The organism is Bosea sp. NBC_00550 (genome assembly GCF_026020075.1).
In the GTDB taxonomy this organism is placed as follows: domain Bacteria; phylum Pseudomonadota; class Alphaproteobacteria; order Rhizobiales; family Beijerinckiaceae; genus Allobosea.
The window spans coordinates 1160715-1180738 of record NZ_CP102772.1 but is presented as its reverse complement, the minus strand read 5'-3'; the positions used below and the strand labels follow the sequence as shown (position 1 = coordinate 1180738).

The window sequence follows — 20024 nt, the reverse complement described above, 5'->3', positions numbered from 1 at the left end:
GATGAATATCGGCGAGGCATCGACCCATTCCGGCGTCAGCGCCAAGATGATCCGCTATTACGAGAGCATCGGGCTGATCAGCCCGCCGGCCCGCACGGCGGCCCAATACCGTGTCTATGCTCCCGACGACGTCCATACGCTGCGCTTCGTCCGCCGCTCCCGCGATCTCGGTTTCTCGCTGGAGGAGACGCGCGAGCTGCTCGCGCTCTGGCGCGACAAGAGCCGGGCCAGCGCCGACGTGAAGAACCTTGCCATGGCGCATGTGCGCGATCTCGAGGCGAAGGCTGCCGAGCTCAAGGCGATGGCCGACACGCTGCGGCATCTCGCGACGCATTGCCATGGCGACCACCGGCCGGATTGCCCAATCCTGGCGGATTTCGCCGCAGCGTCGCTCGCGCAGGCCAAAGCCTGAGACGCTGTTCCGCCATGCGCTGAATGTCTGGACGGCACCGGCTGAGATTGCTCATATGCCGCGGCCCACCAGAGGCGGGTCCGGCCCGGCTGCATCGGCCCCGTCGGGGAATCCGCCTCTCAACGAAAGACGGGGAGCGCCCGCGCGGTCCCCAGGCGGAACGATCATGGACAATCGAAACGATCTCTGGCGGCATGTCGATGCGAACAAGGAGCGGTTGATCGCGCTGAGCGACCGGGTCTGGGGCATGCCGGAGGTGTGCTACACCGAGAAGCGCTCGGTAGCCGAGCATGTCGCCGAGCTGAAGCACCAGGGCTTCCGCATCACCGAGAACGTCGCGGACATCCCGACCGCCGTCGTCGGCGAGGCGGGTGAAGGCGGCCCGGTGATCGCCTTCCTCGGCGAATACGACGCCCTGCCCGGCCTCTCGCAGGAAGCCGGCCTTGCCGAGCACAAGGAGATCGAGACCGGCGGCCACGGCCATGGCTGCGGTCATAACCTGCTCGGCTCGGCCGCGCTGCTCGCCGCCGTTGCGATGAAGGACTGGCTGGCCGAGAACAAGATCCCCGGCCGCGTGCGCTATTATGGCTGCCCGGCGGAAGAAGGCGGTGCTGCCAAGGCCTTCATGGTCCGTGCCGGCGCCTTCGACGACGCCGATGTCGCGATCTCCTGGCACCCGTCGAGCTTCTGGGAGGTCGCTCCGGCGCTGGCGCTCGCCAACACCCGCGCCGATTTCGTCTTCACCGGCCGCGCCTCGCATGCTGCGGCTGCGCCCCATCTCGGCCGTTCGGCGCTCGACGCCGTCGAGCTGATGAATGTCGGCGTCAACTACATGCGCGAGCACATGCCGTCCGATGCCCGCGTCCACTACGCGCTGCTCGACACCGGCGGTATCGCGCCGAACGTCGTCCAGGCCCATGCCCGGGTGCGCTATTCGATCCGCGCCCGCGACCTGCGCGGCATGTTGGAGCTCGTGCAGCGCGTGAAGAAGATTGCCGAAGGCGCGGCTCTGATGACGGAAACCAAGATGGAGATGCGTATCGTCAGCGCTGTCTCCGATCTCGTCGCCAACACGCCGCTCGAAGAAGCCATGCACAAGGTGATGGAAGACCTTGGCGCTCCACATTTCGACGATGCCGACAAGGCCTATGCCGAGCAGATCCGCGGCACGCTGTCGCCGCAGGATATCGCTGCGATCTGGCGCACCGTCGGCATGCAGGACACGGGCGCGCCGCTGGCCGACTTCCTCGTCCCGCGCGATGCCAAGCGCAATCCGGCCATCGGCTCGACCGATATCGGCGATGTCAGCTGGGCGGTGCCTACCGTGCAGGCCCATGCACCGACCGTCGCGATGGGTACGCCGTTCCACACCTGGCAGGTCGTGGCGCAGGGCAAGGCTCCCGCCGCGCACAAGGCGATGGTCCATGTCGCCAAGGCGATGGCTGCGACCGGTGCGGCCGTGCTGAGCGATCCCGCTTTGATGGAAGCGGCCAAGGCCGACCACAAGGCCCGGCTCGGCAAGGAGGGCTACACCTCGCCGCTCCCGCCCGAAGTGAAGCCGCCGCTGACGATGTCGCTCGGTTAAACTCCGTCATGCTCGGGCGCGACCCGAGCCTTGCTTCGACGAAATTCTCGGGTCGCCGCTGCGCGGCGCCCGAGAATGAAGCCCTCTTCATCCGCGATTCCGCCCCGATGTCGTCCCCGACCGAAATCCGCGGGGGCGATGCAGTCGCGTACGGCCGCCGACAGGCACTGCCCAAATTATAGCGGGCGCCGCGGCAAGCTCATTGATTTCAAACGGAAATCAGTCGCTTAAAAATAAGTCAGCTGTGCTGCCCTTTTTCTCTTGCGAGGCCGCGGTCACGCTCCTATCTAGGGTGCAGCGCAGCAGCGATGTTGCGCCGCCCTCCTTGGGCGTTTCCTCCCTAGACTTGGGCTGCGCTTCCCGCGCGGCCCTTTTTTCTTTGCGGAGGGGGCGGCCTCACCAACGGCGGCCGTAGTACCAGGGCGGTCCACCGAAGGACGCATCGAACCGATCGAAGCGGTAGCGCCGATCCGCCGCACGATCGAGATCGAGTTGCAGCAGGCAGTTCGCGAAGCCGTCGCTCGATGCACGGAAGCCGAAGGAGCGGCAGCGCGCTTCATCCGCCGCCCGTAGTTCCGCACTGGTCACGCAGCCGCTGCAGGCGAGCGCCAGGAGCGCCCCGGCGGCGAGCTTTGCGATACTCATTTTGCGATACCCATGGCGCGTCTCCTTTGCGCGATAACCCTGACGCGTTTACGCGCTAACGGCCCCGAGCGTTCCGCACCGCTTCAGCGGGAGAACCGGACGGGGACCGCAAGCGCGATCGAGCTGCCGCCTATGCCGTCCGGCGGCGCAGGAACGGGGCTTGCCCGCCGAACCATCGAGACGGCCTCCTCGTCCAGCGCCGCATCGCCCGATCCATGGACCAGCCGGGCCGACAACACTCGCCCACCGCGATCGATACTGAAAGCGACCTGGACGGTACCCGGGCTGGCGCCGTTCGGGAAGCGCTTGAAGCGGTTGAGATGGGCGATCAGCGAGCCGCGCCAGCTGGCGTTGGCGGCCGGCGAAGCCGACGAAGCGCCCGAAGCAGGCGCCGCAGCGCGGGGCGCGTCCTGCGCTTGCGCGAGCGGAGCCGTGGTCTGCTCGGCCTTCGGCTTGTCCGGGTTCACCGGCTTGCGCCGTTCCACGATCTTCGGCTTCGGCTTGGGCTTCGGCTTCACATCCGGCGGCGGAGGCTTCGGCTGCTCCTTGGGCGGCGGCGTCAGAATCGCGGCGGCGTCCGGCAGCGGCGGCAGCTCGGGAATCTTGATCTCCGGCTCCGGGATCACGACGGGCTCCGGTTCCGGCGGTGGCGGCTCGGGCTCCTTCGGCTGCTCGACCGGCTCGGGCGGCGGCGGTTCGGGTTCCGGCTGCGCCTCGACCATCTCCGGCCCCGGCGCGATGTCCTGCTGCGGCGATTCGGGCGCGACCGCGAGCGGGGCGAGTTCGATCATCACGGCGGCCGGTGGAGCGCCGATCGCGGCCTCCGCACGCTGCCAGTTGGCTACCACCCAGCCGGCCACGCCATGGGCACTCACGACGACGAGCGCCGCCAGGCTCCAGCGCAGCGCCGCCGGTGCGAAACGGGAGAGCGACGGGCGTTCCATGCTCATGGCTTGGGCCCCGCGGCGGCGCCCTGCCCGGTATCCTCGAGCCCGACGAGGGCGATCTTCAGATAGCCGGCGTTGCGCAGCAGGTTCATCACCTCCATCAGCTCGCGATAGGCGACGGTGCCGTCGGCCCGGAGGAAGACGCGCTGCTCGCGATCATGGCTGGTGCGCTGGTCGAGCGTCGCCTGCAGCGCTTCGCGCGGCAAGGGGTCGTTGCCGAGCGCCAGCGAGAGGTCGCCCTTCACGGTGAGAAAGACGGGTGTATCCGGCCGCGGCTGCGGCTGTGCATTCGAGACCGGCAGATCGACCGCGACGTCGACGGTGGAGAGCGGCGCCGCGACCATGAAGATGATCAGCAGCACCAGGATGACGTCGATGAAGGGCGTGACGTTGATGTCACTGACCTCGCCGAGATCGCCGTCCTGCGGATCCTTGAGGGAGACGGCCATGGCTCACTCCGCCGGAACGAGCGATACGGAGGAAGACGCGGCTGCCGAAGAAGAGGACGACGCTGCGCGCGGCGACGGCGCGATCGCGCGCTGACGCCGCTCCAGATCGCGCGAGAGATGGCGCAGGATCTCGCCGGATGCGTCCGACAAGGTCGCGCGGTAGCCGGTGATGGCGCGGGCGAAGACGTTGTAGATGATGACGGCGGGGATGGCCGCGACGAGGCCGATCGCGGTCGCCAGCAGCGCCTCGGCGATGCCCGGCGCCACGACCGCGAGATTGGTCGTCTTCGCCTGGCTGATGCCGATGAAGGAATTCATGATGCCCCAGACCGTGCCGAACAGGCCGACGAAGGGCGCGGTCGAGCCGATCGTGGCGAGCAGGCCGGTGCCGCGCGCCATGGAACGTCCGGCCCGCGCCTCGATCCGCGACAGGGCGATGGAAACGCGCTCCTTGATGCCGTCCTCGCCGAGATCGGCCGAACGGCGCGTCTCGGTCAGGGCGGCGGACAACAGGTCTCCGACCGGTCCGCGCAGCTTTCCGCTCTTCGACGCTACGGCGCCGGCTGCAGCGCCAAGGCTGTCGGCGGCCTCGATGCGGCGGACGGCACGGCCTGCGGCCGTCTTCGCCGCGGCCAGTTCCATCACCTTGGCGAGCCAGATCGTCCACGTCACCAGCGAGGCGAAGGCGAGGCCGAGCATCACGGCCTTCACCACGATGTCGGCCGCCATGAACATGCCCCAGGGCGACAGGTCGTGCGGCAGCACGGCCGTGGCTACCGGTGCGGCCGGAGCAGGAGCAGGCGGCTCGCCGGCCGTCAGCGGCGGGTGCGCGGTGGTCGGCGGGTTCATGCCGAGCTGTGACGGAACCGATGGCAGGGGATTGGTGGGCGTCGCTGGCTGAGCCTGCGCGGCGGGAGGCGACTGGACGGCGGGAGATGGAGCGGGTGCGGGGGCCGGTTGGGCCGGAGTCGTTGCCGGCGGATTCTGGGTCGGCTGGCTCTGGGCCTGAACGGCGAGGCCCGACAAGGCCGAAAGGCCCGCCGCGACAAGAACCAGACGAAACGCACGCATCATAATCCAGTCCAGTCTTCGCTGGAGGTAAGCCGCCCGGCTGTTGCCGGCCCGGAGCCTCTCGACTTGCGCTCTTCAAGGAGGCCATCGCCTCCGTGCGAAGGGCGCATCCCGAGCATCAAGGTCTCCGTTGCTTCCTCATTGGAATCATTACAAAAAAGGCTTGCAGAACCCATGCTGCATATGCGATACGCCTGTGCGAATCGACCGGTCATGTCAAGGCAAACCAGCCTCGATGCAGGCACGCTTGTGCTGCTTTCCCGGCGCCGATCGACGATCGCGCCATTCTCACATATCCGCTATTCGATGAGTGCAATGCCGACGCTGGTTTTCAGGAATCGGCCGGTCGGTCGATCTCGGCCTGAAGAGCGGCGAGATGCTCGCTTGCCGCCGCGGCGGCAGCCAGCTCGACGGCGCGGAAGCGCGTGATCAAGGCCTGGCCGAGATCGGTCACCTTGGCTCCGCCGCCATTGCGGCCACCGGTCTGTCGCTCGACCACCGGCTTGCCGAAGAGGGCGTTCAGTTCCTCGACCAGCTCCCAGGCCCGACGATAGGACATCGCCATCGCCCTGCCCGCGGCCGAGATCGAGCCCTGCGCGGCGATCTGCTCGAGCAATTCGATCTTGCCCGGGCCGATCCGGCCTTCCGGATTGAGCTGAATGCGCAGGCTGAGCGAAGCCATCGCGGCCGCTCAGGACGCCTTGGCCAGGGCGGCGCCCTCAGTCTCGCCGCAGGCGGCCAGATAAATCGCTGCGATCCGCTCGATGCCGGCCTGATCGGCGGCGTCGAAGCGCCCGGTCAACGGGCTGTCCAAATCGATGACGCCGACGACGCCGTCGCGACCGATCAGAGGCACGACGAGCTCCGAACGCGAAGCCGAATCGCAGGCGATATGGCCCGGAAAGGCGTGCACATCCTCGACGAGGACCGAGACGCCGCGCGCTGCAGCCGTGCCGCAGACGCCCTTGCCGACCGGAATGCGGACGCAGGCCGGCTTGCCCTGGAACGGGCCGAGCACGAGCTCGCCGTCGCGCATCAGATAGAAGCCGGCCCAGTTCAGGTCGGGCATCGTCTGGAAGAGCAGCGCCGATGTGTTGGCCGCGTTGGCGATGGGGTCGGGCTCGCCCGCGAGCAGGGCCTCGAGCTGCGCCGCGAGTTCGCGATGGAATGACGCCTTGTCGGTGCTGTCGATGCGATGTGCTTCGAACATGGTCCTGCGCCTCGTTGAATGTCCGGCTGAAGTCTGGCCGGTGTCCTACCACCATCGTCCGGCAGGCGACAACGAAGGCCTTCCCGAGCGATGGCGGATCATGGCAATCCTCGCCCACGCCATCTGGTAGGGAATCGGCCCCGCGCCGAGATATCCGGCGGCTGCGCAGCGGAGGCCCTTGCATGACTAGTGACCTGCAACCGGCGGCGAGCGCCCGCCGCGCGGATGGCAGCGCAGGCGACGCCGATTATGGCCGGATCGGCTTGGGCTACGCCTCCTATCGCCAGCCGGAACCGGCCATCGCCGCCCTGATCGAGGCGGCGCTCGGCCCGGCCGGACGCATCCTCAATGTCGGGGCCGGCGCCGGCTCCTACGAGCCGCGCAGCCGCGACGTGACCGGTATCGAGCCCTCCGCCTCGATGCGGGCGCAGCGGCCGGCCGACATCGCCGTGGCGATCGATGCGACGGCGGAGAAACTGCCCTTCCCCGACCAATTCTTCGACGCGAGCATGGCAACCTTCACCGTGCATCAATGGCAGGACCTCGACGCGGGTCTGCGCGAGATGCGCCGGGTCACGCGCGGACCGGTCGTCATCCTGTCCTGCGATCCGGAGCTGGTGGAGGCCTTCTGGCTCAATCACTACGCCCCTGCGGTGCTGGCGACCGAGGCGCGGCGCTATCCCTCGCTCGGGCATATCGGTGCCGTACTGGGCGGCGATGTCGAGATCGTCGCGGTCCCGATTCCCCTCGCCTGCCGCGACGGCTTCAACGAGGCCTATTACGGCCGGCCTGAGCTTTTCCTCGAGCCGGGTGCGCGTTCGGCCTGCTCGGCCTGGAGCTTCGTGAGCGAAACCGAGAACGCCGCCTCGATCGAGCATCTGCGGCAGGATATCGAATCCGGCGCCTGGGATTGCTGCTACGGCTTCCTGCGCCGCCAGCCCAGCTTCGAAGGCTCGCTGCGACTCGTCATCGCACGGCCCTGACTCAGGCAGCTCTCGTTCGGGCCGCAGGGGTCGCCGCGACCCATCGTTCCAGATCGGACACATAACCGGCGGCAGCGTCTTCGAGCGCTTCCGGCGAGAGCTTGTCCGCCTGGTAGAGGATGAAGGGCTCGCTCCAGGGCAGGCCGCAGCGATGGGCCGTGGCGCGCAAGGGGGCAAGCAGCTCGATCATCGGGAACATGTTCCGCCCGCCCGGTCGATAGGCCTCGGGCACGTTGCCGGCGGTCGCGGCCAGCATCAGCGGCGTTCCTTCCAACAATCGCCCCTCCGCTTCATAGGCGAGATAGAACATCCGGGTGAGCACGGCATCCTGCCAGGACTTCAGCAGAGCCGGGGTCGAATACCACTGGATCGGGAACTGCAGCACGATGCGGTCTGTGGCGAGCAGCCGGGCCGCCTCGCGCTCGCCGTCGCGGAAGATGTCGATCCCGCCGGGGTAGGCCGCTTGCATGTCGACGATCTCGACGTCGGGCAGCCTGCTGGCGGCCGCCGCCATCGCGGCATTGGCATTGGATTGCGACAGGTCGCGGTGGAAAAGGAGGATCAGCGTCTTGGTCATGGTCGTCTCCTTGGGGATGGAGCGACCCTGTGGCCAGCCAAGAAATTACTCCAATCGATTATAGATCTATGTTGTTATTCGATCCATGAATTTACGATCGCTCGACCTCAACCTTCTGGTGGTCCTCGACGCGCTGCTCGACGAAGCGCATGTCAGCCGCGCGGCCGACAGGCTGGGATTGTCGCAGCCGGCGGCCTCGGCGGCGCTGCAGCGTTGCCGCCATCTGTTTCGGGACGAGCTTCTCGAACGCGGACGGGGAACGATGTCGCTGACGCCGAAGGCGGAAGCGCTGCGCGCGCCACTGAAATCGCTGCTGGCGAGCGTGACCGAGCTCGTTGATCCGCCGGCCGTGCCGCTTGAGGAGATCCGCCAGACGCTGCGCATCACCACGGCCGATTATCCGGCGCTGTTCATCATCGGGCCGTTGCAGCAGGAACTGCAGCATTCGGCGCCGGGGATCGATGTGGTGATCCAGCCCTGGCACGGCGCCGACACGGCCCGGGCCGCGCTGGTCGACGGCACCAGCGATCTCGCCATTTCGGTGTTCCCTCCGGCGGTGGACGATCTCCATCGTGAGGAGCTGCTGGTCGAACGCTACGCCGTCGCGATGCGGCGCGGGCATCCGGCGGCAAACGCCTTCGACCTGAAGAGTTGGCTCGCCTATCCGCACATCCTGGTTTCGGGTCGCGGCGACACGCGCACCCCGATCGATATCGAGCTGGCCAGCCGCGGCCTGTCGCGACGCGTCGGCTTCGTCGTGGCGAACTTCCAGATGGTCCCGACCTTGCTGCACGGCTCGGACATGATCGCGCTGCTCCCGTCGCGCGTCCTGGCCGATTTCGATGGGCTCGTCTCGTTTCCGCCGCCGATCGACGTGGCCGGTTTCACCCTGCATCTCGCCTGGCACCGGCGGCGCATGAAGGACCTCGCGCTGCAGCATGTCGCCGCGATCCTGACCGGCCTGTTCCGATGATGAATGTTGGCGGCCAGCCTGCGAACGATCTAGGCTACTCGCGAAGCGAGCTTGGAGTCGGTTCCATGGAACGACGGTCAGTCCTGTTCGGATTGTTTGCCATTGCGGCCGGCGCCGCCTCGGCTTTGCCGGCGAAGCAGGCTGAAGCGGCCCCAGCCGAGCCGAGCCCGCCCCTGCTGCCCGATCAGGATATCAGGCTGTCGGACGGGACGCCGATCGATTGGTCGCGTCGGGGGCATCATCATCACCGCCGGCCGCATCACCATCGTTATCGCCGCTGGCATCGCCGTCACTACCGCCGTAGCCGGCCGGTATGCCGTATCTATCGCGACCGGTTCGGCGGGTTTATCCGTCGGTGCCGTTTGGTCTGAGTCTAGTCTTCATCAGCCGGGTGGGCGGACAGCGCGCCGCTCGGACTCGTTTCATCGAATGCGGCAGGGGGAAGCATGCAGACGCTCGATCATCTCATTGTCTGGATCATCATCGGCGTGATCGGCGGCAGCCTCGCGGGCCTGGTCATCAAATGGGACAAGCGCGGCTTCGGCCTGCTGCGAAATCTGGCGGTCGGCCTGATCGGCGCCGTCATTGGCGGCCTGCTCTTCCGTTGGCTCCAGCTTCTGCCCAGCCTCGACGGCATCGCGATCTCGTTGAGGGACGTGATCGCGGCCTTCGTCGGCTCGCTCATCGTCCTCGTCGCGCTGTGGGCCTGGAGGCGTTTCGGAGGTCACAGGGCCTGAAGCGGCGGGCCGGGCGCCCTCAAAACCGCCAGACCAGCGGCACGTAGAACACGGCCATGACGAAGAACCAGAGCATCAGCGGCGTGCCGAGCTTCCAGTAGCTGTTGAAGCTGTAGCCACCCGGGCCCATGACCATCATGTTGGTCGCGGTCGCGATCGGCGTCAGGAACGACGCCGAGCCGGCGATGCACAGGCTCATCAGCACCGGGCGCGGCGAGACGCCCATGCCGGCAGCGGCAGCCATGGCGATCGGGATGACCAGCATGGTCGTCGCCGTATTGCTCATGACCTGGCCGAGGCTCGCGGTCAGCACGAAGAGGCCGGCGAGGAAGACGATCGGCCCTGCCCCGCCGGTCAGCGTCACCAGATGGTCCGCGACGACCTTGGCCGCGCCTGACTGCACCATGGCGGTGGAGAGCGGCATCATCGCCGCGATCAGGATCACCGTCGTCCAGTTGATCGCGCGATAGGCCTGCTCGACGGTCATGATGCCAGCTGCGATCAGCGCGCTGGCACAGAGCAATCCGGCGACGGCGGGCGGGACGATGCCGGTCGCGAGCAGCGTGACGAGACAGGCCAGCACGGCCAGCGCGACGCCTGCGCCTGCGCCCATCGGCACGGCCTGTCGCCTGACGAGGTCGGGAGAGTTGACGACGAGCACATCGGGATCGTCGAGACGCAGATCGAGAGCCTCCCAACTGCCTTCGAGCAGGAGCGTGTCGCCGGCCAGAAGCGTATCGCCAGGATCGAGATCGACGCCCGCCCGCTGCACCGCCAGCACGACGAGATCGCCGCTATCGGTGACCATGCCAGGAAACAGCGCGCGGCCGATCAGCGCCGAGCGCGGCGGGATCACCACCTCGGCGAGACCCGAACGACGGCTGAACAGCCCCGTTTCCGTCTGCTCGTCGCGCAGGGCGAGATGCTTTTCGGCGGCCAGCGTCGCGATGGCCTCCGCATCGCCGCGCACCAGCAGATAGTCGCCCTCCGAAACGGCGGGCGCGCGCAGCGGCGTGCCGGAGGCCCCAGCCTGCACGGCCATCAGGCTGAGCCGCCCGTCCGCGCCGACATCGATATCCGCCGAGGCGATGCCGACATAGGAGGAGGTCGCGCGCACGCGCAGCCTGAAGATGCCGTCGCTCAGCCCGTAATGCTCCACGAGGGTCTGGGCATGCCGGCTGAAATCGGCCGGCAGCCGCGCGCTGCTCTCCTGCGGCAGCAGGCGGCGACCGAGCAACAGGATGATCGCGATCGTGCCGGCCAGCAGCGGCAGGCCGACAAGCGCGAACTCGGCGAAAGCGAATCCGTGCAGGCCGGCATCCTCCAGCGCTTCGGAGACGAGGATGTTCTTCGGCGCCCCCGTCAGCAGCAGGTTGGAGCCGGCATGGGAGGCGAAGGCGAGCGGCATCAGGAGCTGGGATGGCGACTGGTGCAAACGCACCGCCGCCATGACCGCGACCGGCATCAACGCCGCGACCGCGCCGCTGCCGCTGATGAACGCGCTGAGACAGCCGGCCGCCACCATGATGATGATCAGCAGGCGGGTTCGGGCGTCGGCACCGGCCTTGGCGATCAGATACTGCCCCGCCCAGGCAGTGACGCCGGTCCTCTCCAGCGCCGCGCTGATGACGAAGAGGCTGGCGACGAAGAGCGCGGCGCGATCGCCGAAGCCGGCGAAGGCCTGATCGAGCGTAACCACGCCCGTCGCCCATAGCGCCAGCGCCGCTCCGATCGCGACCACGACGACCGGCAGCCTGTTCCAGGTGAACAGTGCGATCGTGACGACCGTAACCAGGGCAGTGCTTTCGATCGGTGTCACGTCGCAGTCCTCTGGCCGGCGTCAGGCCCGGAGCATCAAAGCCCCGCCGAGCAGGATGGCAAGAGCGATCAAGCCCAGCCCGGCCACGGGCCAGCGCCGGAGATAGGCGTCGATCTCCGCGACGCCATTCGAGAATCCGCGAACGAATGGCCCTCCCGCCTGGGCCAGGACGACGATGTCGCCCTCGGGAATCATGCCCAGACGCCGCGGCAAACGTTGCACGAACAGCATCACCGCCGCGCCCAGTAGCATGGGCCAGAGCACCTTCCAGAGCGCCTCCGGCTGGAGCAGGCTGGCCAGCGCTTCGTCAGAGATCGCAGGATAGAGCGACCAGGGAATGACGAAAGCAGCGGCGACCACCACCAGCCAGGGCACAAGCTGGCCCGGTGGCGGCAAGGAGACCTGATTGTCGAGCGTGTCGCGGCGGACGATCATCAGGAAATGCAGCATCAGCGCGGTGCTGCCGGCCGCGGCGAGCGACATCGCGCCGGCAAGCCAGCCATAGCCGAGAATCGGCTTTGTCGCGAGCTTGGCCAGCGCGCCGCTGGTCAGCGGCATGCCGCCGAGGCTCAGCGCGAGAACCGCCATCAGCAGCAGCACCAGCCTCAACCGGCGGCCACCCGTCGCGGCCAGGATGCCGACGCCGAGGAAGAGCGCGCCCTTCACCAGCGTGTGGTGGACGGCGTAATAGGCCGTCAGCTGCGTCGCGGCCGGGTCAGCGGTGCCGAGACCGACCCCGAGCAGCACCGCCAGCAGCCCCATCTGGCTCACGGTGGAATAGGCCAGCACCGTCTTGGCCCGCCGTTGGGTGATGCCGACGAGGACGCCGTAATAGGCCGTGACAACGCCGACGCCGACCAGCACGCCGCCCCAGAAGGGCTCGCCCGCCTCGAAAGGCAGGAAGCGGATGAGCCCGATCACGCCGGCCTTGACCACGACGCCGCTCAGGACGGCCGAGGCCGGCGTCGGCGCGGCCGGATGTGCCAGCGGCAGCCAGACATGCAGCGGCACCAGCCCCATCTTCAGCGCGAAGCCGAGGATGAACAGCGCGATGATGCCGTTGCGCATCGGATTTGCCGGCAGATCGGCGACGACGCTGCGGATCTGCGGGTTGGCGTCGGGGTGGTTGGCGGCCAGCATCACCAGCGCGATCAAAAGGAACGCCTCGGCTGCCAGCGCGAGCACGACATAGATCACGCCGGCCCGGTGCGCGGCGGCGCTTTGCTCGTGGATGATCAGGCCGTAGGCCGCGAGGCTCGCCAGCGTGAACAGCAGGTAGAAGTTGACGACGTCGCCGACGATGAAGAGCCCGAGGCTGCCGGCCAGCGTCAGCAGCCACCAGATGGCGAAGCGCGGTGCGCCGGGATCGCGGCCCATGAGCGAGGCTGCATAGGCCCCGGCGGCGCTCCAGAGCAATGCGGCGCCGCCGAGCAGGATGGCGCCCGGCTGGTCGAGCACCAACGTCAGCCGGAACGGCGCCGGGAAGAAGGCGAAGCGTCCTTCGGTTACGAATAGCGCCGCCAACAAAGCCGGCAAAGGAGCGATGACCAGCACGGCCGTTGCCCTGGCCCTGAACCATGCCGAAAGGCAGCAGGCCGCGAGCAGGAGCGGGACGAGCAACGCCGCAGCGAGGAGCAGGCCGGCGGCAGTCATGGTGTCAACGCCATGGCCAGGCCGTCGCGGCCGATCTGCAAGAAGCCGAAGGGGCGCAGCGGCACGAAGCCGATCAGCACCGCCGCGACCGCGAGCGCGAGCGCCGCGAATTCGAGGCGGCGCGGAATCGGCCTGAGGGTCTTTACCGGAACCGTGGGGACCGCCAGCGCCTTGTCGATCACGCGGAAGACATAGCCGCCGGCGAGAAGCCCGCCGATGAGGATGGTCGCCGCCAGCCAGGGGTAGCCGCCGATCACCGCAGCCGTCAGCAGCAGGCATTTGGCGACGAAGCCGCCGCTCGGCGGAATACCCATCAGCGAGAGCCCGGCCAGGCCGAAGGCCGCAGCGCTCAAGGGCAGCACCCGGCCGAAGCCGCCGAGGTCGGCGATGCGGTCATGGCCGAAGGCTTCGGCGATGACGCCCGCGGCCAGGAACATCGCCGCCTTCGCCAGCGCGTGGGAGACCAACTGCAGGGCGCCGCCGGTCCAGGCGATGGTGCCCCAGGGCGGCAGGTCGGCGCTGCCGGCGGCGAGCGGGAAGACGATGAAGAGATAGCCGATCTGCGCCACGGTCGAATAGGCGATCATCAGCTTGAGCCGGGCCTGCCTGAGCGCCATGACGCTGCAGAACAGGATCGAGGCGGCACCGAGGACGGCGAGCAACTGCCCTGCGATCGCGGCCGCCTGCGGCGGGGCGACATCGAGCACCAGCCGCAGGATCAGGAAGACCGGCGCCTTGATCACCAGCGCCGAGAGCACGGCGCTCGCCGGCGCCGGCGCTCCGGCATGGGCGGGCGGCAGCCACAGATGCAGCGGAAACAGCGCGGCCTTGGCGAGCAGGCCGACGATCATCAGCGCCAGGGCGACCGAAAGCGCCGGGTCCTGCCGGCTCAGCCGCGAGAGCGCGAGCAGATCGAGCGTGCCGTACTGGCCGTAGAGCAGGCCGGTCCCGAGCAGATAGAGCAGCGAACCGAGCAGCGCGAACAGCAGGTAGCGCAGCGCGGCCATGATGGTCTTGGAGCGGCCGTCGAGGCAGACGAGCGGCACCGCGGCAAAGGTCAGCAGTTCCAGCGCGACATAGAGGTTAAACAGGTCCTCGCCGACGAAGACTGCGTTCAGCGCGCTCCAGAGGGCGAGAAGCATCAGCCAGAAGGTGGTCTGCGCCCGCCCGTCGCGCGCGCCTTCGTCGAGCCCGTGCTGCACCCGTGCGAACAGCCCGACCGCGACCACGACCAGCGCCGTCATGACGAGCATTGCCCCCGACAGCCCGTCCGCCCGCAGCGCGATTCCCAGCGGCGGCTGCCAGGCGCCGACGACATAGGAAAGCGCGGCCCCGCTCGAGATCAGCTCGGCCGCGATCGCGACGGCGATGGCGAGCCCTGCCGCGAGCGTCACCATCGCGATGCGCGCCGCGCTCCGCGGTCCGCAGGCGACGATGGCCAGCACGGCGCAGACCGGCAGGATCACGGCCAGCACCAGCAGATAGCCGCCCGGTGTGGTCGCGTGGACGAGCGGCGTCATGAGCCGCTCTCCCGTTCGGCGGCTTCCGCCCGATCGCCGTCGGTCAGCTCGGATAGCCGCTTCAGCAGGGCGACGGCCAATGCGCTTGCGGAAAAGGCGACGACGATGCCGGTGATCACCAGCGCCTGTGGCACGGGGTCAGCGTCGAATCCGGCACCCGCGCCGCGTCGCGCGACGGCGCCGAAAACGAGGAAGATGCCCGCGCCGAGGATGTTGCAGCCGACGATCCGGCGCAGCAGCCCAGTCTGCGTCACGACGGCGAAAAGCCCGATGCCGACGAGCCCTGCGCCGCACAGGCCGAACAGCACGCCGGGCTGCAGCACCGCGGTCATCGCGCCGGCGCCTTTCGGGCAGGGCCGGCGACCAGCATCGCCAGCGCCGCCGCGACCGACAGCGTCAAGGCCGCCTCTATCGCCAGGATCAGCGGCTTCGCCATGGCTTCCGGATAGGCGAGGAAGCCGTCCGCGAAGACGAAGCCGAGAAAGGCGATCGCCAGGAACAAGGCGGGGCCGCCGACCAGCACGAGCCGCAGCAGCGGCCGGGCCGTATCGGGAGGGGGATACAACCCCGCCATCATCACCAGCAGCCACATCGCGGCGAGCACGGTGCCGGCCTGGAAGGTGCCGCCCGGTGCATCGGCCCCGACCCAGAACATGTAGACGCCGATCACCACGCCGAAGGGTGGCAGGACGCGCGCGAGATAGGCGAGCGGCCCGGGAACCGCGGCCGGCTTCACCTCCGGAGCGCCGCCCCACAGGCCATCCGGCGCCAGCGACCAGACTCCGATCAGGGCGAGCAGCACCACGACCTTCTCCAGAAGCGTGTCGAGCGCGCGATAGGCGAGCAGCACGGCCGTGACGGGATTGCCGAGGCCGGTGGCGCCGAGCGCGGCCGAAGCGGCGGGAGCCAGCGTGGGAGGGGGCGAGGAGAATGTCAGCACGGCCAGGCCCAGCCCGGCGGAGACCGCGGCGCAGCCCAGCGCGACCGCCGCCTTTCCCGCTGTGCTCATCGGTTCGGCATTCTTGTCGCGGCCGCGGAGTGCGGCTTCCGCCCGCAGAAGCAGGATGCCGGTTCCGCCGCCGCCGATGGCGATCTCGGTCAAGGCGACATCGGGGGCGGCAAGTCTGACCCAACCGAGCCCGAGCAGGAGCCCGAAGGCGAGAAAGGCGACGATCGCGCTGCGCTCGTCCGGCTGCGCCACGACATGAACCGCGAGCGCCAGCAACCAGGCGACGAGCGCGAGGTCCAGCAGGGTCGTCATGGGTCGGCTTTGTCGCGATAGACGGCGTTGGCGAGCAGTTGGCTCGCCGTCGCGGCCGAAAGCTGCGCCAGCAGCCAGACGCAGACGAGCTTCAACCCGCCCGCGACGCTCGTAGCTTGCGGCAGGAGGCCGATGACGATCAGCCCGAGCCCGAGATTGTCGGCCTTGCTGATGGCGTGAAGCCGGCTCAGCGTATCGGGGAACCGCAGCAGGCCGAGCGTGCCGGCCAGGAAGAGCAGCGCGCCTGCCGTCACCAGAACGATGGTGAAGAGATCCGCGAGCGCGCTCATGGCCGATCTTCCGATGGCTTGCGATCCCCGCCCTGCCCGGCCCCGCCCATAACGAAGGCGACGCAGGAGAACGCCGCGAACAGGGCGAGCAGCAGCGCCACGTCGATCGTCGCCGCCGATCCTGACGCCGCGCCCAGCAGCAGGAGCGCCGCCGCCCCGCCGGTGCCGAGCAACTGCACCGCCATCATGCGCTCGGCGACCGTCCGGGCGCGCAGAACCCGGAACAGCGCGACTGCGGTCACCGCCAGGATGAACAGCGCTGCGCCCGTCAGGACATCAGCCATCGCGCTTCTCCGGTTTGAGAACACGGTTGAAGGCCGCCTCGTCGGCAGAGACCTGCTCGGCCACGGCCTCGCGCAGGTCTAGGCAATGGATATGCAGCGTGCCGTCGGTTTCCACGGCGACAGGAAGCTTGCCCGGCTGCAAACTCATCACCGCGCAAGCCGAGTCACGCGCCAAGCCGACGGGTACGGTGGAACGACAGGTCGTGAAGCCCGGCCTCAGGTCGGGTTCGCGTGCAAAGGCGCGCCGGGCGACATCGAGCCCCGCGACGACGGACTGCGGCAGGAAGCGGGCCAGGAACCGCGCGAGACCGGGCAATGAGAGCTTCCCGCCGGCCGGCCAGAGGGCCGTGCTCGCCCAGACGCCCGCGGCGCTGGCGGCGAGCCCGACCGGCAGATTCGCCAGCGCTGGGCCCATCAGGATCACCCATAGCAGCAGCAGGCCCAGCCCCCGAGCCAGGAGCGTCGAGAGCGGCACGTCGTCGGCTGCGGCCGATCCCTCCATCGTATCTCCCGCCCTTGGCCGATGCCTGGGATCCACCTCGGCAAGGTAGCGCCGGCCCTTCCGGGCAACATCAGCCCGACGTCTCAGTCCTGTGCGCCACGTCCCATTCTCGGCTCCATCGGCTGGCGAGCGCCTGCTCGATCTGCGCAGGATGGCGCCGGCGCGATATCCGGCCGGAGCCGCCGGATATCGCCGGCGCCGGTTCTTGGAGATCGCATGCACCAGTCGAGGTTTTCGCCGATATCGGCCCCCTGCCCGGCCGGGCCCCCATGCCGATGATTATCGAGCCGCGAAACGGCGATGCCGAGGACGATGCGAGCAGCACCAAGACGCATTCGCTGATCGCGATCGCCGGCAGCCTGCTCGGCGAGATCAGCCTGCCCAAGCTCGCGCTCGCCTGGGTCATCGGGGCGCTGCTACCGAGCCTGCTGCTGGGCGCGGCCCCCCTCGTCCTCACCGCCTGGGTCGCCTCGATATCGGGCCGCGTCACCGCGCTCGCCGGGATCAGCTCCCTGATCCTGCTCGCTTTGGTCGGAACGGTCGGCTGGTACGGTTTCCGCCCGCTGTTTCGCATGGCGGAGAGAAGCTTCTGGTCGCTCAACGCGCTGGTGGTACAGCCGGGCTATGCCGTCTGCCGGGAAGGCCTGCAGCACCTCGCCGAACGCTTCTTCTCCGCCGGGCGAAACCCGGACAGGCGCGCAACCTGGCGCGCCGGCAGCGCGATCGGTGCCGGCCTGCTGGGCTGCCTCGTCTCGGGCGCCGTGTGCGCTCTCGTCTGGCCGGCCACCCGCTGGTCCGGCGGCTTCGCCGATTTCATCGACCCGCTGCGGCTCGTCGTCCCGGCTCTCGCCAATGCCGTCGCCGTGATGTCGCTGTATCTGGCCGCCGCCTCGCTGTTCTGGGGCATGGCCGACGGCTTCATGGATCAGCCGCGCGATCTGGGGGGCTTCGATGTCGTGCCGGCGTCGGCCCGCCGATGGCGCGTCGCGCATCTCTCGGACGTGCATGTCGTCGGCGAGCGCTACGGCTTCAGGATCGAGAGCGGGCGCGCCGGCCCGCGCGGCAACGAGCGGTTCCTGCAAGTGCTCGACAGGCTGGCGGAGATCCACGCGGCCGAGCCCCTCGACCTGCTGCTCATCACCGGCGACATGACCGATGCCGGGCGCTCGGCCGAATGGGCCGAATTCCTCGACGCGATGCAACGCCATCCCGCGCTTGCCGAGCGCAGCCTGATCCTGCCCGGAAACCACGACGTCAACATCGTCGATCGCGCCAACCCCGCCCGGCTCGAATTGCCCGGCAGCCCCGGCAAGCGCTTGCGCCAGATGCGGACGCTTTCGGCCATCGCGGCCCTGCAGGGCGAGCGCGTGCGGGTCTTCGACCAGAGCCGGACGAAGCTGGCCGGCAGCCTTACGAGCGCACTAGCGCCGCATCGCGACAGGATCGCCGCCTTCGCCGATGCCGGCGGCATGCGGCTTTCGGTGGGGCTCGGCACGATCTGGGTCGATGTCTTTCCGATGGTGCTGCCGCCGGCGGAGCCCGACGGGCTCGGCGTCATCCTGCTGAACTCCAATGCGGAAGCGCATTTCTCCTTCACCAACGCGCTCGGCCTCGTCGCCGAGGAGGACATGCAGGCCGTCCTCGCCGTCATCCGCGAATTCCCGCAGGCGCGTTGGGTCCTCGCCCTCCACCACCATCCGATCGAGTATCCGCGGCCGGCGAAGGCTTTTTCGGAGCGTATCGGAACCGCGCTGATCAATGGCAGCCGCCTGCTGCGGCTGCTGCGGCCGGTGTCACACAGAATGGTCGCGATGCATGGGCACCGCCATATCGACTGGATCGGCCGTTGCGGCGCGCTGAAGATCGTATCCGCCCCCTCGCCCGTCATGGAGGCGACTGAGGCCGACCCGACCTGCTTCTACATCCACACGCTGGCGGCCGCCGAGGCCGGGATCGCGCTGCTGGAGCCGCAGCGCATCGTGATCGAGCCGCGCGCTTCCGCCGTCAGCGCGTGACCGGCTCGCCATCCACAACGGGTGCGTCCTTCTGCGGCGAGCCGAAGATTTCCGCGAGCCACAGGCTCGACGGGTGCAGGGCGCAGAAGGTGAGGAAGGCGATGGTGATGGGCACGCCGATGAAGGCGCCGAAGACGCCCCAGAGATAGCTCCAGAAGAACACCGAGAACAGCACGGTGGCCGGCGAGATCGAGAGCGCGCTGCCGGCGACGCGGGGCTCGACATAGCTGCCCACGACGAACTGGATCAGGTTGAGACAGGCGAAGACCGCGACCACGGCCTGCCACGATCCGAACTGCGTCATCGCGAACAGGGTCGGGAAGACCGTGGCGACGAGCGGGCCGAGGAACGGAATGTAGTTCAGCGAGAAGGCGATGAAGCCCCATTCCTCCGCGAGCTGAAGCCCTACGGCCCTGGCAAAGAGCCAGACCAGGATGCCGGTGATCACGCTCATCAGGGTTCTGACCAGCATGTAGCGCCTGATCTTGGCGGCGGTCTCCATGCTGCCCTGCAGCAGCAGGGCGCCGGCGGCGCGGTTGCGCATGCCCTTGAGCTTGCGGCCGAAATCATCGACCTCCAGCAGCCCGAGAAAGACATAGACCAGCACCACGAGCCAGAAACTCATCGTGCTGTTCAGCCGGCCGGTGACGGTCTGGGCTGTCCGGAGCATCCAGCCGACGCTGAACGCCTCCGACCATGCTCCCGCCACTGCGATTCCATGCCCTTCGAGCCAGAGCGTGACCTGGTCGTAGAACGCCTGGAATCGGGCGGCGTCGGCGACGATCCAGCGCCCGACACGTCCGAACGCGGACACAACCAGCGAGCCGACATAGACGAATGCGACGGTCATGACGATGACGCTGACGGCGAGAGCGAGCAGCCGCGGCAGAAAGCCCTGAAGCATCTTCTGGAGAGGCCAGACCAGCGCGATGATGAACAGCGCGAAGGCGACCGGCGCGAAGACCGAGCTCGCGACGGAAAGCGCCGCGATCACCAGGATCGTGGCGATCACGACCTGAGCCGCCTGGTGGACATTACCGCTCGTCATAGACAGACCCCGTTCCGCACCCATCGCCCTGTCGGCGTGGCGC

At 68.5% G+C, this 20024-nt stretch carries 22 protein-coding genes; 6 read left to right on the top strand and 16 right to left on the bottom strand.

Annotated elements, in window-relative coordinates; all coding sequences use genetic code 11:
• Position 1 precedes the first annotated feature (1 nt).
• Both cueR and NWE53_RS05530 read left to right on the top strand, forming a co-directional pair.
• Complete coding sequence (gene cueR / locus NWE53_RS05535; protein ID WP_265053371.1) at positions 2 to 412, top strand: Cu(I)-responsive transcriptional regulator; 411 nt, start codon at positions 2 to 4, stop codon at positions 410 to 412.
• Between the two features lie 166 nt (positions 413 to 578).
• Positions 579 to 1997, top strand: coding sequence for a M20 family metallopeptidase (locus tag NWE53_RS05530; RefSeq protein WP_265053370.1), 1419 nt, complete (start codon positions 579 to 581; stop codon positions 1995 to 1997).
• A 396-nt stretch (positions 1998 to 2393) separates the two neighbouring features.
• Here NWE53_RS05530 and NWE53_RS05525 read toward each other — a convergent pair whose 3' ends face one another.
• From NWE53_RS05525 to NWE53_RS05500, 6 genes are all read right to left on the bottom strand, one after another.
• Positions 2394 to 2642 (bottom strand): hypothetical protein, encoded by a 249-nt coding sequence (locus NWE53_RS05525; protein WP_265053369.1) that lies wholly within the window; start codon positions 2640 to 2642, stop codon positions 2394 to 2396.
• An 83-nt stretch (positions 2643 to 2725) separates the two neighbouring features.
• A complete protein-coding gene (locus tag NWE53_RS05520; protein ID WP_265053368.1) occupies positions 2726 to 3592 on the bottom strand; it encodes an energy transducer TonB family protein in 867 nt (288 codons plus the stop codon).
• Positions 3589 to 4038: a TonB system transport protein ExbD gene (gene exbD / locus NWE53_RS05515; RefSeq protein WP_265053367.1), complete on the bottom strand. Its 450-nt coding sequence runs from the start codon at positions 4036 to 4038 to the stop codon at positions 3589 to 3591. The genes NWE53_RS05520 and exbD overlap by 4 nt, the downstream gene beginning before the upstream one ends.
• Positions 4039 to 4041: 3 nt before the next feature.
• Positions 4042 to 5112 (bottom strand): tonB-system energizer ExbB, encoded by a 1071-nt coding sequence (gene exbB, locus NWE53_RS05510; protein ID WP_442864971.1) that lies wholly within the window; start codon positions 5110 to 5112, stop codon positions 4042 to 4044.
• A gap of 328 nt (positions 5113 to 5440) precedes the next feature.
• A complete protein-coding gene (locus NWE53_RS05505; RefSeq protein ID WP_265053365.1) occupies positions 5441 to 5791 on the bottom strand; it encodes a winged helix-turn-helix domain-containing protein in 351 nt (116 codons plus the stop codon).
• 9 nt (positions 5792 to 5800) lie between these two features.
• Positions 5801 to 6319 (bottom strand): GAF domain-containing protein, encoded by a 519-nt coding sequence (locus tag NWE53_RS05500; protein ID WP_265053364.1) that lies wholly within the window; start codon positions 6317 to 6319, stop codon positions 5801 to 5803.
• A gap of 182 nt (positions 6320 to 6501) precedes the next feature.
• On the opposite strand from NWE53_RS05500, the gene NWE53_RS05495 reads away from it, so the two are divergent.
• Positions 6502 to 7302, top strand: a complete 801-nt coding sequence (locus NWE53_RS05495) for a class I SAM-dependent methyltransferase (protein WP_265053363.1) — start codon at positions 6502 to 6504, stop codon at positions 7300 to 7302.
• Position 7303: 1 nt separating this feature from the next.
• On the opposite strand, the gene NWE53_RS05490 is transcribed toward NWE53_RS05495, so the two are convergent.
• Positions 7304 to 7879, bottom strand: a complete 576-nt coding sequence (locus tag NWE53_RS05490; RefSeq protein WP_265053362.1) for an NAD(P)H-dependent oxidoreductase — start codon at positions 7877 to 7879, stop codon at positions 7304 to 7306.
• Between the two features lie 85 nt (positions 7880 to 7964).
• Between NWE53_RS05490 and NWE53_RS05485 the strand changes: the two genes are divergently transcribed.
• Together NWE53_RS05485 and NWE53_RS05480 are read left to right on the top strand one after the other, a co-directional pair.
• Positions 7965 to 8852 (top strand): LysR family transcriptional regulator, encoded by an 888-nt coding sequence (locus NWE53_RS05485; protein ID WP_265053361.1) that lies wholly within the window; start codon positions 7965 to 7967, stop codon positions 8850 to 8852.
• Between the two features lie 446 nt (positions 8853 to 9298).
• On the top strand, positions 9299 to 9589 hold the full coding sequence (locus NWE53_RS05480) for a GlsB/YeaQ/YmgE family stress response membrane protein (RefSeq protein WP_265053360.1): 291 nt from the start codon (positions 9299 to 9301) through the stop codon (positions 9587 to 9589).
• Between the two features lie 19 nt (positions 9590 to 9608).
• On the opposite strand, the gene NWE53_RS05475 is transcribed toward NWE53_RS05480, so the two are convergent.
• The 8 genes from NWE53_RS05475 to NWE53_RS05440 are packed head-to-tail and all read right to left on the bottom strand — an operon-like array spanning position 9609 to position 16918.
• Positions 9609 to 11408, bottom strand: a complete 1800-nt coding sequence (locus NWE53_RS05475) for an SLC13 family permease (protein ID WP_265053359.1) — start codon at positions 11406 to 11408, stop codon at positions 9609 to 9611.
• A gap of 21 nt (positions 11409 to 11429) precedes the next feature.
• The gene (locus tag NWE53_RS05470) at positions 11430 to 13061 is read right to left on the bottom strand and encodes a complex I subunit 5 family protein (RefSeq protein ID WP_265053358.1); all 1632 of its coding nucleotides are present in this window, start codon (positions 13059 to 13061) and stop codon (positions 11430 to 11432) included.
• Entirely contained in the window at positions 13058 to 14581 is a 1524-nt protein-coding gene (locus NWE53_RS05465; RefSeq protein WP_265053357.1) for a complex I subunit 5 family protein, read from the bottom strand. The genes NWE53_RS05470 and NWE53_RS05465 overlap by 4 nt, the downstream gene beginning before the upstream one ends.
• The gene (locus NWE53_RS05460; protein ID WP_265053356.1) at positions 14578 to 14913 is read right to left on the bottom strand and encodes an NADH-quinone oxidoreductase subunit K; all 336 of its coding nucleotides are present in this window, start codon (positions 14911 to 14913) and stop codon (positions 14578 to 14580) included. Before NWE53_RS05460 ends, NWE53_RS05465 begins: the two co-directional genes overlap by 4 nt.
• Entirely contained in the window at positions 14910 to 15842 is a 933-nt protein-coding gene (locus NWE53_RS05455) for an MnhB domain-containing protein (RefSeq protein ID WP_265053355.1), read from the bottom strand. Before NWE53_RS05455 ends, NWE53_RS05460 begins: the two co-directional genes overlap by 4 nt.
• Positions 15839 to 16132, bottom strand: a complete 294-nt coding sequence (locus NWE53_RS05450; protein ID WP_265053354.1) for a cation:proton antiporter — start codon at positions 16130 to 16132, stop codon at positions 15839 to 15841. The genes NWE53_RS05455 and NWE53_RS05450 overlap by 4 nt, the downstream gene beginning before the upstream one ends.
• Positions 16129 to 16416, bottom strand: a complete 288-nt coding sequence (locus NWE53_RS05445; RefSeq protein ID WP_265053353.1) for a monovalent cation/H+ antiporter complex subunit F — start codon at positions 16414 to 16416, stop codon at positions 16129 to 16131. The genes NWE53_RS05450 and NWE53_RS05445 overlap by 4 nt, the downstream gene beginning before the upstream one ends.
• A complete protein-coding gene (locus NWE53_RS05440; protein WP_265053352.1) occupies positions 16409 to 16918 on the bottom strand; it encodes a Na+/H+ antiporter subunit E in 510 nt (169 codons plus the stop codon). The genes NWE53_RS05445 and NWE53_RS05440 overlap by 8 nt, the downstream gene beginning before the upstream one ends.
• Before the next feature lie 269 nt (positions 16919 to 17187).
• Between NWE53_RS05440 and NWE53_RS05435 the strand changes: the two genes are divergently transcribed.
• Positions 17188 to 18933: a metallophosphoesterase family protein gene (locus NWE53_RS05435; RefSeq protein WP_265053351.1), complete on the top strand. Its 1746-nt coding sequence runs from the start codon at positions 17188 to 17190 to the stop codon at positions 18931 to 18933.
• Here NWE53_RS05435 and NWE53_RS05430 read toward each other — a convergent pair.
• Positions 18923 to 19981, bottom strand: coding sequence for an AI-2E family transporter (locus NWE53_RS05430; RefSeq protein ID WP_265053350.1), 1059 nt, complete (start codon positions 19979 to 19981; stop codon positions 18923 to 18925). The two genes, NWE53_RS05435 and NWE53_RS05430, sit on opposite strands and share 11 nt — an antisense overlap.
• Positions 19982 to 20024 lie beyond the last annotated feature (43 nt).